The 13,558-nt window shown below is 68.8% G+C and carries 12 protein-coding genes; 4 read left to right on the top strand and 8 right to left on the bottom strand.

Annotated features, from left to right (window positions below):
• Positions 1 to 113: 113 nt before the first annotated feature.
• The 4 genes from ACQCSX_RS02875 to ACQCSX_RS02860 all read right to left on the bottom strand — a co-directional run bounded on the left by ACQCSX_RS02875 (position 114) and on the right by ACQCSX_RS02860 (position 5,211).
• Positions 114 to 2,507, bottom strand: a complete 2,394-nt coding sequence (locus tag ACQCSX_RS02875; protein ID WP_427017577.1) for a glycoside hydrolase family 65 protein — start codon at positions 2,505 to 2,507, stop codon at positions 114 to 116.
• Between the two features lie 29 nt (positions 2,508 to 2,536).
• Entirely contained in the window at positions 2,537 to 3,262 is a 726-nt protein-coding gene (locus ACQCSX_RS02870; RefSeq protein WP_427017576.1) for an HAD family hydrolase, read from the bottom strand.
• A gap of 14 nt (positions 3,263 to 3,276) precedes the next feature.
• On the bottom strand, positions 3,277 to 4,305 hold the full coding sequence (locus tag ACQCSX_RS02865; RefSeq protein ID WP_427017575.1) for a LacI family DNA-binding transcriptional regulator: 1,029 nt from the start codon (positions 4,303 to 4,305) through the stop codon (positions 3,277 to 3,279).
• A gap of 171 nt (positions 4,306 to 4,476) precedes the next feature.
• Positions 4,477 to 5,211, bottom strand: a complete 735-nt coding sequence (locus ACQCSX_RS02860) for an ANTAR domain-containing protein (protein ID WP_427017574.1) — start codon at positions 5,209 to 5,211, stop codon at positions 4,477 to 4,479.
• Between the two features lie 252 nt (positions 5,212 to 5,463).
• Between ACQCSX_RS02860 and ACQCSX_RS02855 the strand changes: the two genes are divergently transcribed.
• The 3 genes from ACQCSX_RS02855 (at position 5,464) to ACQCSX_RS02845 (ending at position 7,272) form a co-directional block, all read left to right on the top strand.
• Entirely contained in the window at positions 5,464 to 6,687 is a 1,224-nt protein-coding gene (locus ACQCSX_RS02855; protein ID WP_427017573.1) for a glutamate--cysteine ligase, read from the top strand.
• 30 nt (positions 6,688 to 6,717) lie between these two features.
• Entirely contained in the window at positions 6,718 to 6,861 is a 144-nt protein-coding gene (locus tag ACQCSX_RS02850; RefSeq protein WP_427017572.1) for a hypothetical protein, read from the top strand.
• A 147-nt stretch (positions 6,862 to 7,008) separates the two neighbouring features.
• A complete protein-coding gene (locus tag ACQCSX_RS02845; RefSeq protein ID WP_427017571.1) occupies positions 7,009 to 7,272 on the top strand; it encodes a GlsB/YeaQ/YmgE family stress response membrane protein in 264 nt (87 codons plus the stop codon).
• Here ACQCSX_RS02845 and ACQCSX_RS02840 read toward each other — a convergent pair.
• The 4 genes from ACQCSX_RS02840 to ACQCSX_RS02825 form a co-directional block, all read right to left on the bottom strand.
• Positions 7,250 to 9,799 carry a PEP/pyruvate-binding domain-containing protein gene (locus ACQCSX_RS02840; RefSeq protein WP_427017570.1) on the bottom strand — a complete coding sequence of 850 codons (2,550 nt, stop codon included), beginning with the start codon at positions 9,797 to 9,799 and terminating at the stop codon, positions 7,250 to 7,252. The two genes, ACQCSX_RS02845 and ACQCSX_RS02840, sit on opposite strands and share 23 nt — an antisense overlap.
• On the bottom strand, positions 9,792 to 11,375 hold the full coding sequence (locus ACQCSX_RS02835) for an MDR family MFS transporter (protein ID WP_427017569.1): 1,584 nt from the start codon (positions 11,373 to 11,375) through the stop codon (positions 9,792 to 9,794). The genes ACQCSX_RS02840 and ACQCSX_RS02835 overlap by 8 nt, the downstream gene beginning before the upstream one ends.
• A 291-nt stretch (positions 11,376 to 11,666) precedes the next feature.
• The gene (locus tag ACQCSX_RS02830) at positions 11,667 to 11,873 is read right to left on the bottom strand and encodes a hypothetical protein (RefSeq protein ID WP_427017568.1); all 207 of its coding nucleotides are present in this window, start codon (positions 11,871 to 11,873) and stop codon (positions 11,667 to 11,669) included.
• 178 nt (positions 11,874 to 12,051) lie between these two features.
• Positions 12,052 to 12,300, bottom strand: coding sequence for a YegP family protein (locus ACQCSX_RS02825; protein WP_427017567.1), 249 nt, complete (start codon positions 12,298 to 12,300; stop codon positions 12,052 to 12,054).
• 602 nt (positions 12,301 to 12,902) lie between these two features.
• On the opposite strand from ACQCSX_RS02825, the gene nboR reads away from it, so the two are divergent.
• Positions 12,903 to 13,526 (top strand): nicotine blue oxidoreductase, encoded by a 624-nt coding sequence (gene nboR, locus ACQCSX_RS02820; protein WP_427017566.1) that lies wholly within the window; start codon positions 12,903 to 12,905, stop codon positions 13,524 to 13,526.
• Positions 13,527 to 13,558 lie beyond the last annotated feature (32 nt).

Raw genomic sequence — 13,558 nt, 5'->3', positions numbered from 1 at the left:
CAGCGCCCTCTTTCAGGGGCGGCAGTCCCAGCCGTCCGTATATACCTCAGGGTATGCCCGGCCGCCTGCCTCCACAATGGCGGGCCCGCGGCCGGGCCGCTCCACCCGCGCCGTCAGCCCACCGGCAGCGGGCGGAGGACGGGCAGCCCCGTCGTCGGGAAGCTGCTCGGGAACACCGACGGCGGCGGCGCCGGGACCGCATCCAGGGCCACCGTGGACATGTCGGCACCCACCTGCACCCGCTGGCCGCGGACGCTGACCTCCAGCGGGCCGCCACCGGCCACGGACAGGCCCATGGTGCCCGGGCGCAGCTCCACCGACAAAAGCCGGCCGTGCACTCTCAGCCGGAACGCCAGGACATCCCAGCCGTCCGGCAGCCGCGGGTCGAAGTGCAGCACCTCGCCCTGGTCGCGCATTCCCGCGAAGCCGCACACCAGCGAACTCCAGACCCCGCCGGTGGAGGCAATGTGCACGCCGTCGATGGTGTTGCCGTGCGAATCGTCGAGGTCGATGAACAGGGCTTCGGTGAAGTGCCGCAGTGCCACGTCGCCGTAGCCGATTTCCGCGGCCATGATGCCCTGCACGCAGGCGGACAGGGTCGAGTCCCCGGTGGTGATTGGGTCGTAGAAGTCGAAGGCGCGCTGCTTCTCCTCGGCCGTGAAGTCCTGCCACTGCAGGAACATCGCCAGCACCGTGTCTGCCTGCTTGAGCACCTGGTGCCGGTAGATCACCAGCGGGTGGAAGTGCAGCAGCAGCGGGTACTTAGACCGCGGCGTGGACCAGTCCCACGACTCCAGGGTCATGAAGTCGTTGTCCTGGCTGTGGACCTGCAGGTGAGCATCGTAGGGCAGCGCCATGCGCCCGGCGGCCTGCTGCCACAGCTGGCGCTCCTGCTCCCCCACACCGGGATGGTCCAGGGCCGCCGCGGCGCGCAGGTTGAACCGGGCCATGACGTTGGTGTACAGGTTGTCGTTGACCACCGCCGTATACTCGTCCGGGCCGGTGACGCCATGGATGTGGAACTGGCCGTTCTTGCCAAAGAAGCCCAGCGACATCCACATCCGGGCCGTCTCCACCAGCAGCTCCGCCCCCATCTCCGGCCCGAAGCCGGCGTCGCCGCTGGCCCACTGGTAGCGGTGGGCGGCGAACGCGATGGCCGCGGCGATGTGGAACTGTGCCGTCCCGGCCGCATAGTAGGCGCTCGCCTCCAGGCCGTTGATGGTCCGCCACGGGAACAGGGCCCCGTCAACGCTGAGCTCCTTAGCCCGGATCCGGGCGTCGGGCAGCATGGCGTGCCGGGACTGGAGAACTTTCCGCGCCCCCTCCGGATTGGTGTACGTCAGGTACGGCAGCAGGTAGATCTCCTGGTCCCAGAAGTAGTGGCCCTCGTAGCCGGAGCCGCTCACGCCCTTGGCCGGGATGCCTGCCACGCCCGCCCGGGCGGTGGCCTGCGCCAGCTGGAAGAGGTTCCAGCGCACGGCCTGCTGCAGTTCCGGCTGCCCGCCCACCACGATGTCCGCCCCCCTCCAGTACTGGCCGTAGTGGGCGGCACTGTCGGCCAGGACGGCGGCCACCGGGCGAAGCGCGGCCGAGGCCGCCGCGGCCAGCTCCTCGCCCACACGGCCGCCGTCGTCATCGGTGCCGCCGCCGTCGTCGCTGCCTGGAGCGTAGGGAGCGCCGGGCACGGCGTAGCCCACGCTCTTCTCCAGCCGGAACGCCTCGCCGCCGTCGACGGCCAGCACGTAGCGCACGCTCGACTCGTCCTGTCCAACGACCGTCTCAAAGGGCTGCTGGCCCGCGGAGGTCCAATGGTCCACGGCCAGGCCAACCCGCTGCCTGGATTCGGCAGCCTCCCAGGCCAGGCGCAACGACCCGTCCGCGCCATGCAGGTGCAGCGGACGCAGCACACGCCCCGCATGGCGGCCGGACCGGCGCGGATCGTGGTCCGATTGTTCCCCCGCCGGCTGGTCTTGGCGGTTGACGACGGTGGAGGTGATGTCGACGGCGACCCGGCGGTCGGATGTCAGCCGCAGCTCGATCCCCAGGGTGCCGCGCGCGTCGAAGCCCACGGCACGCCGCTCCACGGTGGTGACGGTGGCACCGGACCGGCAGGCCCATGTGATGGCGCATTCGTACACGCCGGTGGCGAAGTCCACGCTGCGCCGGTAGTCCAGCACCACCGATTCCGCCAGGGACAGCTGCTCGCCATCGATGATGAGCGTGAAGTTGTTGGCATCGGGGACGTAGACGATGCGCTGGCCGGTGCGGGCGAAGCCGAAGGCGTTTTCCGCGTGCTTGATGTCCCAGATTTCATGGAATCCGTTGATGAACGTGCCGGGCAGGTCGGCGTCGGAAGGGGCCCAATGGGCCCCGCGGATGCCAAGGTGGCCGTTGCCGAGGGCAAACAGGGTTTCCAGTGTCCCCTCGGCGCCGGGAACGTGGAGGGTCTCCACAAGCTTCCACGGGTCGCAGGGAAAACGCAGCCGGTCGGAGCTGATAAGTGCCATGGACTGATGGGTTCCTTTGAAAAGTCGGGTCAGAGAAGGTAGGACAGATCGTCGACGACGATCGTGGCGCCGGCGTCGAGCAGGGTCTGGCGGCCGGCGCCGCGGTCCACGCCGATCACCGCCCGGAACCGGCCCGCGGCGCCGGCCCGGACACCGGAGACGGCATCCTCGACGACGATGCAGTGTTCACTGGGCACGCCCAGGAGCTCGGCCGCGTAAGTGAAGGTGGCGGGGTCCGGCTTGCCCGGCAGCCCTGTGGCTGCGGCCACCCGGCCGTCCACCACCACCGGGAAGTACCCGTCGAGGCCGGCTGCCGCCAGCACGGCGGGCGCGTTCTGCGAGGAGGACACGACGGCGAGTTTCAGCCCCCGGGCCAGGGCGGTCTCGACGAAGCGGACGGAGCCGGCGTAGGGTGCCACGCCGCGGGATTCGACAATGCCGTTGAAGATCAGGTTCTTGCGGTTCCCCAGGCCCTGGACGCTGCCATGGCCGGGGTCCGCGTCGGCGGGCCCCTCGGGCAGCGTAATGCCGCGCGAGGCCAGGAAGTCCCTGACGCCGTCAAAGCGCGGCTTGCCGTCGATGTGGTCGAAGTAGTCGCTCTCCTGGTAACCCTGGAGGTGCCCGGCGCCAACGAGGTAGCCGTCAAAGAGCTCCTGCCAGGCCTGTTCATGGACGACGGCGGTGGGTGTCAGGACGCCGTCGAGGTCGAAGAGGAGCGCGGCCGCGCCGGTCCAGATGGTGCGAAGGTCAGTCATTGTGGATGGTCCGTTCAGCGCTTGCGGCGGGTCGATTTGCGGTCAATGAGCGTGGTGTCGAGATGGTGGTTGGCCACCGTGTGCGGGGCATCCGGGTTCTGCAGCCGTTCCACCAGCAGGTCCGCGGCGAAGGCGCCCTGGTCCGCGACAGGCTGGGCCACGGTGCTCAGACCGAGGAACCAGCTCATCTGGTGGTCGTCGATCCCGATGATCGACATGTCCTTGGGCGCCGACAGGCCATGCTCGCGCAGGGCCATCAGCGCACCGAAGGCGGTTTCGTCGCAGCCGGCGAAGATGGCGGTGGGCCGGCTGCGGTTGGCGATGATTTCCGTCATGGCCTGGCGTCCGCCCTCGATGCTGGAGCCGGCATTGACCACAAGGTCCGGGTGGACGGTCAGGTGGTGGTCGGCCAGCGCGCGGTGGAATCCAGCCAGCCGCTCCGATGCCGTCACCACGGACCGCTCGCCCCGCTCCTGGCCGGAGAGCACGGCCAGCTCCCAGTGGCCAAGGTCCAGCAGGTGGGAGCTGGCCTGCCACGCCGCGTGCTCGTTGTCGATTCCGACGTTGTCCCACGGAACATCGTGCATGCCCACGCTCGCAACGGCCAGGCCGGAGGCGGCCAGCGAGGCGATTTCGTCATCGCTGAGTCCGATGTTGAGCAGCAGGACACCGTCCACACGCTGGGACAGGGCGTCCAGGTCCCCGAACAACTTCTCCTGCACACCGGGATCGTTGCGGAGGCTGATCAGCACCGTGTCATAGCCGCTGTCGGCGAAAACCTGTTCCGCGGCTTCCACTGCCTGCGCAAAGAACCACGCCGTTGCCGTGGGAGCGACGAGGGCAACGGCCCCGGTGGTGCCGCCGGCCAGCCGCGCCGCGGCCGCCGAGGCCTTGTACCCCAGCTTGCCGGCGGCCTGCGCCACCTTGCGCTGGGCGTTCTCCGAGACATTGGGCAGATTCCTCAGGGCCCTGGACACAGTGCAGATGGACAGTCCGGACAGGACTGCCACGTCCTGGATCGTGGTGCGGTGAGCGTTGACCATGGATCACAGCCTCAGCCCTTTCTTCTCTAGGATTCGTGGGCTTTGTAGCACCACCGTAGAAGAGTGTAAGCGCTTACAATTTTGTCCTGCAAGAGAAATTCCCCAGAACGATCCACGTGACGGCCGGCGCCCGCGCCACAGCCGGCTGCACGGGGCAAGAGGCGCCGCCGGTCAACCGTCGAAGTGGGTTTCCACAACCGCCTGGCTAACGCCCTTGAGGACATCCTGGGCGATGTCGCGCACCTTCTGGTTGCGGCCGGAGGCAGCCCGGGCCAGGATGGCAAAGGCCTGCTCCTGCGTGCACCGCTGCTGGCCCATGATGACACCTACGGCAAGGTCAATCGCCGTTCTGGATTTCATGGCTTCTTGCAAATCATCGGCGCGTTGCTCCCAGGACCCAATGCGGACGGCCAAACGCAGGGCTTTCCCGGCCTGGCCGGCATAGTATTCCGCGCGTTCGATGACTTCGGTGGTGAAGGCGTCCGGCACAGTGGCAAAGAAGTTCATTGCCGCCTTGGCACCCTCGTCCAATTCCAGCGGAACGGCGAGAACGCTTCGAATGCCCTCGGACAGCAGTTCTTGCTGGTAGTCCCGCCAGCGTGGATCATCGGCCACGTCACGGACCACCACGGTGGTCCCGGAGGCCATCGCGTGCAGACACGGGCCTTCCTTGTAGCGTTGCTGGATTTCGTCAAGCAGACGGGCCTTGGCGGTGCTGCCGGCACCCGTCAACGCCTTCCGCCGGCGGTACAGCGTGATCGCGCAATGGATCGGCAATTGGCCGGCACCGGGTGCAGAGGTGGCGGAAAATTCGGCAAGTTCAGCCAGGAAATCGGCCACATCTGCGCTGTCGAGCACCAGGTCCTGCAATTGCCCTGCGATGGAAGCTTTATTTTCCTCATCCATGGTGACCTCGCTCTAGCGTTTGGGGCAGTGCCCCCTATGGAAGGAAGATCGGGGAAGGGCAGTCCACGGCCGTAGCGCCATCGTACAAGTGAAAGGGGGGCCGAACCCAGAGCGCCAGCCCCCGGGTTTAGCCGATGGTGGGCCACTGGGCTGCCCACCATCGCGCGACTCTTGCCGGGCCCGTGGATGTGATCTACGGTTGGTTTGGGTTAGCAGCAGCCCATCAAAGCTCCGCCGTGGATGGAGTCTGTGGTGACGATCAATGGGCTGGCCAAAATCTTGGAATCTTCCGCCGCCACGGGCTGCGCCCCGGATCCAACGACCACCGTGGTCCCGGCACACGGTGTCCACGGTCCGCCGCCGGACATCCCCGGAAGGACATCCATGCGCACCTTCGGCGTGGAGGAAGAGCTTCTGGTTGTCGATCCATCCTCCGGCATTCCCCTGCCACTGGCCGGGCAGATCCTGGCAGAAGTGGCAGCCGGGGCGCATGGAGCCCAGATGGGGCGCGCCGGAGACATCACCCATGAGTTCAAGTTGGAACAGATTGAGGTGGCCACGGCGCCGTGCCGGACCGCCGTCGAGCTTCTGGACGGCATCCGTGCGGGTCGGGAGCTGGCCGATGCGGGTGCCCGGTCCGTCGGGGCACGGCTCGCAGCTGTGGGTACTCCCCCGGTGCATGGGCCCACCCATGCCGCACCCGACTCGCGCTATGCGGCCATGGAGGAGAGGTTCGGGCTCATTGCAGCCGAACAGATCACCTGCGGCTGCCACGTCCATGTCTCAATAGATTCCCCGGCCGAGGGTGTCGCAGTGCTCAATGGACTGCGGCCCTGGCTTCCCACACTCCTGGCATTAAGCGCCAATTCACCTTACTGGAACGGCCAGGACTCGGGCTTTGCCAGCTACAGGACCCAGGTGTGGAACAGGTGGCCTGCAACGGGGCCCACGTCCCATTTCACGTCCATGCGGGCCTACCGGAGCTTCATGGCCGCCATCACCGCGGCGGGGGTTCTGCTGGATGAAGGCATGGTCTATTTCGATGCCAGGCTCTCACGCAGGCACCCCACCATTGAGGTCCGCATCGCCGATGTCTGCCTCGAGGCCGACGATGCCGCCGTCATCGCGGCCCTGGTCCGGGCACTCGTCGCCACGTCGGCGCAGGACTGGCAGCTCCGCACCATCACCCGCCCCGCCCCGACGGCAGTCCTCCGGCTGGGCAACTGGTTGGGCAGCCGGTTCGGAACCAGTGGCGAACTCCTCCACCCGACCGATCTGCTGCCCAGGCCCGCCGCCGAAGTGGTTGCCGCACTCTTTGACCACGTCGAACGATCCTTTGACGGACCGGCCGAGCGGGCCTACGTTGAGTCCGGACTGGCAAAGATTCTCATCCGCGGCACCGGCGAACGATGCCAGCGATCGGCCCGAGACCGCCATGGACGCCTTTCCGACGCTGTCGCCGCCGCTTTCGTATAGCCGCACAGAAACCACAGCAAAGGAGCAACCATGACCACAGAAATGCCCCACTTCAACGCGGGGATCCCCGAGGGCGGCTACGGGGTGCCCGAGCCGGAGGACGAAGTCCCCCGGGAGGGGGCCGGTGCCGACGCCGGTCCCGACGGCACCGGCACAGACACCGGCTCCCCGTAGCCGCTCGTGGCCATGGATCCGGCGGATCCACGGCCGTGCGGGGCACCGGACCCGACGCACGGGACCAGCAACATCCCGCCGCTGGACGCACTTGCTGCGGGCACCGGCACCTACAGATGGCACATTCATCGCCAACAGGAGGATCACATGGGAATTCTCGGCTTCATCATTCTGGGCCTCATCGTCGGGGCCATCATCAAGGCCATCCTGCCCGGACGGGTCGGTGGCGGTTGGGGCACCAGCCTCGTCCTGGGTGTCGTTGGCGCCATCGTCGGCGGGTGGATAGGCTCTCTGGTGTTCAACACCGGCTTGGGCGATTTCTTCGATCTGCGCACGTGGCTGCTGGCCCTGTTGGGCAGCGCGGTTGTCGCCGGAATCTTCGGGGCCATCAAGGGCCGAAGCCACGCATAGGGCCCCGATGGGGTGGCACCGGCGGGCCGGCCGGGGAACCAATCCCGGCCGGCCCCGCGGCGGTGACCCGCCCCAGGGTTCCGTCCACCACCACGCTTTGCCCGTCCAGCAGCACTTTGGTGCCGGATCCGGTGCCCATGACGGCCGGGATCCCGTATTCCCGGGCAATGATGGCGGCGTGGGAGCCCATTCCCCCGGTGTCCACCACAACCGCCGCTGCCCGTTGGAACAGGGGCGTCCAGGACGGGTTGGTGTAGGGGCAGACCAGGATCTCGCCGCTGCGCAGCAACCCGAATTCGTCCGGCCCGCGGATGATCCGCACCACTCCCGCCACCCGGCCGCGGCTGGACGGCATGCCGGAGAGCAGCGCCCCCGGGGCCCGGCGCAGATGGGAAAACAACACGGCCGGATCCAGCAGCGCAATCCCCTCCAACTCCCGGCGTTTGGCCGCCCTGGCCACCACCAGGCGCCGGTAGCGTTCGCGCTCCGCGGCCGGCAGCGCGCCGCCGTCGGCCATTGCGGCAAGTTCCTCAAAACGCAGGTGGTTGACGTCCGCCGGGTCCACCAGTACGCCCGCCTCGTGCAGCCGCCGGCCCAGCTCCAACAGCGCCCGGCGCAACGGCGGCAGCACCATGGTGGCGTAGAAATGGCTGTCTTCGCGGAAGGCCATGGCGGCTTTGGCGGCCTCGAGGAGGGAGAGCACGTGCCGGCGCCCGGCCGGGATGCGCAGGAGAGGATGGCGCACCAGCTCCGCCAGGGCCTCGCCGGTCTGGTCAACGGCCCGGGGCCGCTCGCCCAGCAGTGAGGTAATCAACCCAAGGACCACTTCGGGGGCATCGGACCATGTTGGCGCACTGCTCAGCACCACGCTCACCGTTTCGCGGTGCCCGTATTCGGCCAGGAAGGCCCGGAATCCGGCGTGGAACGCCGCGAATCCGGGGTCCTGCCCCAACCGGCCCAACAGCTCTCCAGGGGCCAGCCCGGCGAATGCCCGCGCCAGCTCCGGATCGGACCGCACCCGGCCGGCCAGCTCCTCCAGCGCCCGGTTTGCCTGGCTGGTCCGGGTTTCCGCGCCCGCGACGAGTGCCGGGCCAAGGTGCCGTTTGCCCAGCAGCAGGAGGTGAAGGCGCAGCTTCAGCTGGGCCACAAGGAGCCCCGGCAGGTAGGAGATCCGCAGCTCGGTGATCCCGTGCATCGTGGCGAAGGCGTCCTCGGCGAGGCCGACGACCCCCTGCCACGACAGGGACCGCGGATCCTGCCCGGCGAGCCGCTGGACGTTGTCCAGAAACGTGGCGAACCTTCCGTCCTGGGACCACCGGGCCGGCTTGAACCGTCGTGCCCGGCGCGCCACGGAGACCGGCGCGCCGAGGGTGCGCAGCGTGGGGCGCGGGACCGGCGGCACCAACCGGAGCACCACGCCGTCTTCCTCCGGCAGCAGCTGCTCCATCGGCGGGAAGACGACGCCGACGCTGCCGGCCATGCGGCCCACCATCGCCAGGATTCCATGCTGCATCCAGCCTGAGACATCCAGCGGGTAGGGCCGCCGCGCGAACATCTCCACGAAGAACGGGCCCACCATCCGCTGGTACCGGTTGAGCCGCAGCGGCTGGGGCGGCAGGGCCGTCATCGGCCGCGCCTGCAGCAGGTGCAGGCACCCGCCGGCGAGCGCCCACTCCATGTCCTGGGGCCGGCCGAAATGCTCCTGCGCCCGCCGTGCCAGCCGCGCCAGTTCCGCCAGTTGTTGCGGGTCCAGCGACGCCCCGGTACCGCCCGGGGTGCCGCTCTCGTGGGTGCCACCGCCTGCCGCTGGCCGGATGACCACCTCCTGGCCGCCCGGAATGAACGCCCGCAACCGGCCGGCGCGGTCCAACACATAGTGCTCCGGCGTGACCCGCCCGGAAACCACCGCCTCGCCCAGGCCGGGGCTGGCATCAACCACAATTTCGCCGCGTTCCCCTGTCACCGGGTTGGCGCTGAACATGACTCCGGCGGTGTCCGCCGGCACCATCTCCTGGACGACGACGGCGATGGCCACCTGGCGCGGGTCGATCCCCTGCCGCCGCCGGTAGTCGATGGCACGGTCGGTCCACAGCGAGGCCCAGCACTGCGCCACGGCCGCCACCACCGGTTGCTCGCCCACAATGTTCAGGTAGGTGTCCTGCTGCCCGGCAAATGCCGCCCCCGGCAGGTCCTCGGCGGTGGCGCTGGAACGCACCGCCACCGGCCCGCCGCCCAGGGCTGCGTACGCCGCGACGATGGCCGCACGGATATGCTCCGGCACCGGCGCGTGGGCGAACAGCTCCCGGATCCGGGCTCCGTCCATCCCGTCGTCCAGCAGCCGGGCCAGCCGGGCGCCGAGTCCGGTTTCCGCCAGCAGTGCGGCGTAGGCGGCCGTGGTGACAACAAAGCCCGCCGGCACCGGGAAGCCGTGGCGCACCAGTTCGCCCAGGTTGGCGCCCTTGCCGCCGGCCGATGCCAGGTCGCCGGCGCCGAACTCGGCCAGTGTGCCGATTGCCGCGTCAGCCATCTGGACCTCCTCCGTTGGTGTGGCGCCTGGCGGACGGGCGTCCCGCCGCCCCGCCGGCGCCCGGGTCCGGACCGGTTTGGGCGTGCGCGCTCGTGCGGAGTTCGCGCTCCGGGAGGAACAGGGTCAGGACAAAGGCCACCGCGAGCACTAGTGCGGCGATGCCAAACACCGGGGGCAGTGCCCGGCCGAAGGCGTCCGCAACGGCGGCGCGGTCGGTGGCACCCAGCCCGGCCAGCACCTGCGGTGTCAGGGAGTTCATCCGCTCGCCCAGCCCCGCAGCCAGTCCGGCAGGGACCAAGGCGGCGAAGCGAGTGGCGATCAGGGTTCCCAGCACGGCCACCCCGACGGAGCTGCCCACCTGGCGCAGGAAGGTGACGGTGGACGTAGCGGCGCCCAGGTCCCGGCGTTCCACGGAATTCTGCACCACCAGCACCATGACCTGCATGACCAGGCCGATCCCCAGGCCCAACGGCAGCATGGACATCAGGACCAGCAGCGGGCTGCTGGCCGAATCAAGGGTGCTGAACAGCCAAACGCCGGGCAGCGCCAGCAGAGTTCCCGCCGCCGGATACGGCTTGTAACGTCCGGTGCGGGTGATCAGCACCCCGGAGACCGCCGTCGTGAGCAACACCCCCACCACCAGGGCGATCAGCACGCCCCCGGAGGCCGTGGCGGACAGACCCATCGCCACCTGCAGGAAGGCGGGCAGATAACTGATGGCCGCAAACATGGCAAAGCCAAGGAGGAAGCTGATCGCGCTTGGAATGGCAAACGCCGGATCGCGGAACAGCGCCAGGGGAATGATCGGGTCCACGGCCCGGCGCGCGGTCAGCAGCCAACCGGCCAGCGACCCCGCGGTGACGACGGCGAGCACCGGAACCTGCCACGCGGGGCCGCCAGGGCTACCCCCGCTGCACAGCAGGATGACCGCGACAATGGCCAGGCTCAGCAGGGCCGCCCCGCCGTAGTCGATCCGCCGGCCCCGCGGTGGAGCCGGCAGGCGCAGGGTCAGGGAAACCACTGCGAGGGCTGCGAGCCCCAACGGCACGTAGGCATAGAAGATCCACCGCCACGAGAGCCTGTCCACCACGGCACCACCGGCCAGCGGGCCCGCGACCGCGGCCACGATGTAGGCAACGCCGATGACGCTGAGGAATCTCCCGCGCTCCCGCGGGCTGACCAGCTCTCCAATGACGGCCTGGGCCCCGACCATCAGTCCGCCGCCGCCAATCCCCTGCACGGCCCGGAAGGCGATGAGCCCGGGCACGGACTGGGCCTGTGAGCACAGTGCCGCACCGATGATAAATACGATCAGCGAGGCCTGCAGGATGCGCTTGCGGCCGAAAGCGTCCCCCAGCTTTCCGGTCAGGGGCATGGCAGCCGTGGCCGCGACCAGATAGCCGGTGATGATGGCTGACATCTGGTCCAGGCCATGCAGTTCACCGGCCACGGTGGGCAGCGCGGCGGCCATGACCGTCTGGTCCAAGGCTGCCAAAAACATCACGAGCAGAATGCCCGGCAGCGCCGCGCGGATTGCCGACGGGACTGCCGGTGTTCTGTGCTGTTTGCCGTCCATCACCTACTGGCCACATCGCGCCCGTTCCGCCGGGGTTCAGCGGGCGAACGGCAGGGGCGGCGGTGCGGGGTTCGGCTCCGGTGCGCGCGGATGTGGAAGGTTGGGGTCGGGAATGGGTGGTTCGGGGATCGGGTCGGGGATGGGTGGCGAGGGTGGGCCCGGGGGCACCGGCGTCGGTCCGGGCACGGGCGTCGGTCCGGGCACGGGCGGAATGGTCATGGCCTTGTCCTTGCTGTCGAATTTGGCCCGGCGTGGCATCCACCACTGCGGTGGGACGTCCGCCGGACGTTCCTACGGGGATGGCTGGGGCACTTCGCAGGCAATCTTGGGGTTGAGGCCGGTGTAGTTGAGCGGCCCAACCGCGATAGTCGCGGCAATGGTTCCGGCCTGGTTGCACGAACCCGGGACGCTGCCAAAATAGCCGCGCTGCGCCGCGGCAACGGCCCCGATGGCCAGCCACAGGACGACGATGAGGGTGATGATGGATCTGACGCGCATATTCTTCCTCGCTCCTGGATGCTGCCCGATTCAATGTTCGTCTCCATGGTGGGTTCACCGCAATGGATAAAGGCGCACGGGATCGCCGCGAGGGTGGCGCGGATGTGCAGCATGGATTGATCGCGGCCCCGGGCCGCAGTTGGATCGGCTTCGAGGATTTGCGGACCGGGGCCCGCGGTCAGGCCCGGACCAGCTCCGGGGCATGCTGCGCGGCAGGGGCAGGGGGGTCCACGGACCTGGCTGCTTCGTTGGTCCGGTCCACTATCAGTCCCGTCCCGGCAATCTCCCGCACGATGGCAACACCCAAGGCTGCGTCCCGAGTGCACTGGAAGCCACCGGACACGACAAACCCCGCCCCATCAACATCGGTGAGGCGGAACCTGATGCTGCCGTCGTTGTCGGTGAATACTTCAAACCGTCCGTCCATCGGCGGTCTTCTCAGGCGTACCAGTGCCAACCGGGCGGAACCCAGGTATCGGCAACGTCGTGGGCGCTGGAACCACCGCAATTGCTGCAAGTGTAGGCCACGGAGGCTGACCGCAAGCCATCGCCATCCGGAACATAGGTGGCCGGTACATAGGCGTCAAACACCAAGAATGCATCTGTGCCGCAGCGATCACATCCCGGGGCCCGCGGCGGCGGGGCGGGGATGAGGTGGGTTGTGGACTGCTTCGATCGTTCTGTGCTTGTGATGGCCATACAGGAACCACTCCTTCTTCTGAGGCCGAGACCGGTGCACTTCAGGGAAGAACCAGACGCCGCCATACTGCTGCCCGGCCCTGGATTGGGTCGGCATGTGCGAGCATCATGACTTTCGGCCCACAGAAAAGGGCCAACCTCGATCGACGGCCGCTGTGGATATGGGCGCGGGGATCGTATGGTGTCCATCACCCTACCCGCGCTCCCCCGGAAGGGCAATGGGCCTTCCAGTTGTATTGACAAGAGGCAATGGGTGGCCGCACGATACCCGCCGAAACCGCACCCGCGCGTACCGGCAGTCCGGTTTTCCGCATGGCTAGAGTGGACGGCATGACAACAACGACGGCGGTACTGCTGGCCGCGGGTGCCGGCACCCGGCTGGGCCGCGGACCCAAGGCCCTTCTGCCGCACCGTGGGACAACGCTGGTGGCCCATTTGGCCGGGCAGCTGCTGCTCGGCGGTTGCCGCGAGGTGGTGGTGGTGCTCGGGGCCGGGGCTGGCGCCGTCCGTTCGGCCGGGCTCCCGTCCGGGTGCCGGTCCGTGGACAATCCGCGCTGGGCGGAGGGCATGGGCACCTCGTTCGCCCTGGGCGTGGCCAGCGCCGCGGCCTCTGACAACGTGCTGGTGGCCCTGGTGGACCAGCCCGGGCTGGGTGCGGACCTGGTGGCACGGCTTCTTGCCGCGCACCGCCCGGGCCGGATCACGGCGGCCGGCTTCCGCGCCGGGGACGGAGTTCCGGGTCACGGAGTTCCCGGATCCGAAGGCATGGTGCGCGGCCATCCCGTGCTGTTTGACGCCCGGCTGGCCGGCCTGGCCGCGGCGGCGGCCTCGGGCGACGCCGGTGCGCGCCCCTTCCTGCGCAGCCATCCGGAGCTGATTGATCTGGTGGACTGCACGGACCTCTCCGACGGCGCCGACGTCGACACCCCTGGGCAGCTGCATCGGCTGGACTAAGGTCCGGGTGCCGAGCACCGCGGTCGGACCGG

Source organism: Pseudarthrobacter sp. P1 (assembly GCF_050156935.1).
Lineage (GTDB): Bacteria > Actinomycetota > Actinomycetes > Actinomycetales > Micrococcaceae > Specibacter.
This window is presented reverse-complemented; position numbering and strand designations above follow the sequence as displayed.

Excerpts from the sequence above, each read along its gene's own strand:
- ACQCSX_RS02875 (WP_427017577.1), bottom strand. The coding sequence starts at position 2,507 with ATGGCACTTATCAGCTCCGACCGGCTGCGTTTTCCCTGCGACCCGTGG.
- ACQCSX_RS02870 (WP_427017576.1), bottom strand. The coding sequence starts at position 3,262 with ATGACTGACCTTCGCACCATCTGGACCGGCGCGGCCGCGCTCCTCTTC.
- ACQCSX_RS02865 (WP_427017575.1), bottom strand. The coding sequence starts at position 4,305 with ATGGTCAACGCTCACCGCACCACGATCCAGGACGTGGCAGTCCTGTCC.
- ACQCSX_RS02860 (WP_427017574.1), bottom strand. The coding sequence starts at position 5,211 with ATGGATGAGGAAAATAAAGCTTCCATCGCAGGGCAATTGCAGGACCTG.
- ACQCSX_RS02850 (WP_427017572.1), top strand. The coding sequence starts at position 6,718 with ATGACCACAGAAATGCCCCACTTCAACGCGGGGATCCCCGAGGGCGGC.
- ACQCSX_RS02845 (WP_427017571.1), top strand. The coding sequence starts at position 7,009 with ATGGGAATTCTCGGCTTCATCATTCTGGGCCTCATCGTCGGGGCCATC.
- ACQCSX_RS02840 (WP_427017570.1), bottom strand. The coding sequence starts at position 9,799 with ATGGCTGACGCGGCAATCGGCACACTGGCCGAGTTCGGCGCCGGCGAC.
- ACQCSX_RS02835 (WP_427017569.1), bottom strand. The coding sequence starts at position 11,375 with ATGGACGGCAAACAGCACAGAACACCGGCAGTCCCGTCGGCAATCCGC.
- ACQCSX_RS02830 (WP_427017568.1), bottom strand. The coding sequence starts at position 11,873 with ATGCGCGTCAGATCCATCATCACCCTCATCGTCGTCCTGTGGCTGGCC.
- ACQCSX_RS02825 (WP_427017567.1), bottom strand. The coding sequence starts at position 12,300 with ATGGACGGACGGTTTGAAGTATTCACCGACAACGACGGCAGCATCAGG.
- nboR (WP_427017566.1), top strand. The coding sequence starts at position 12,903 with ATGACAACAACGACGGCGGTACTGCTGGCCGCGGGTGCCGGCACCCGG.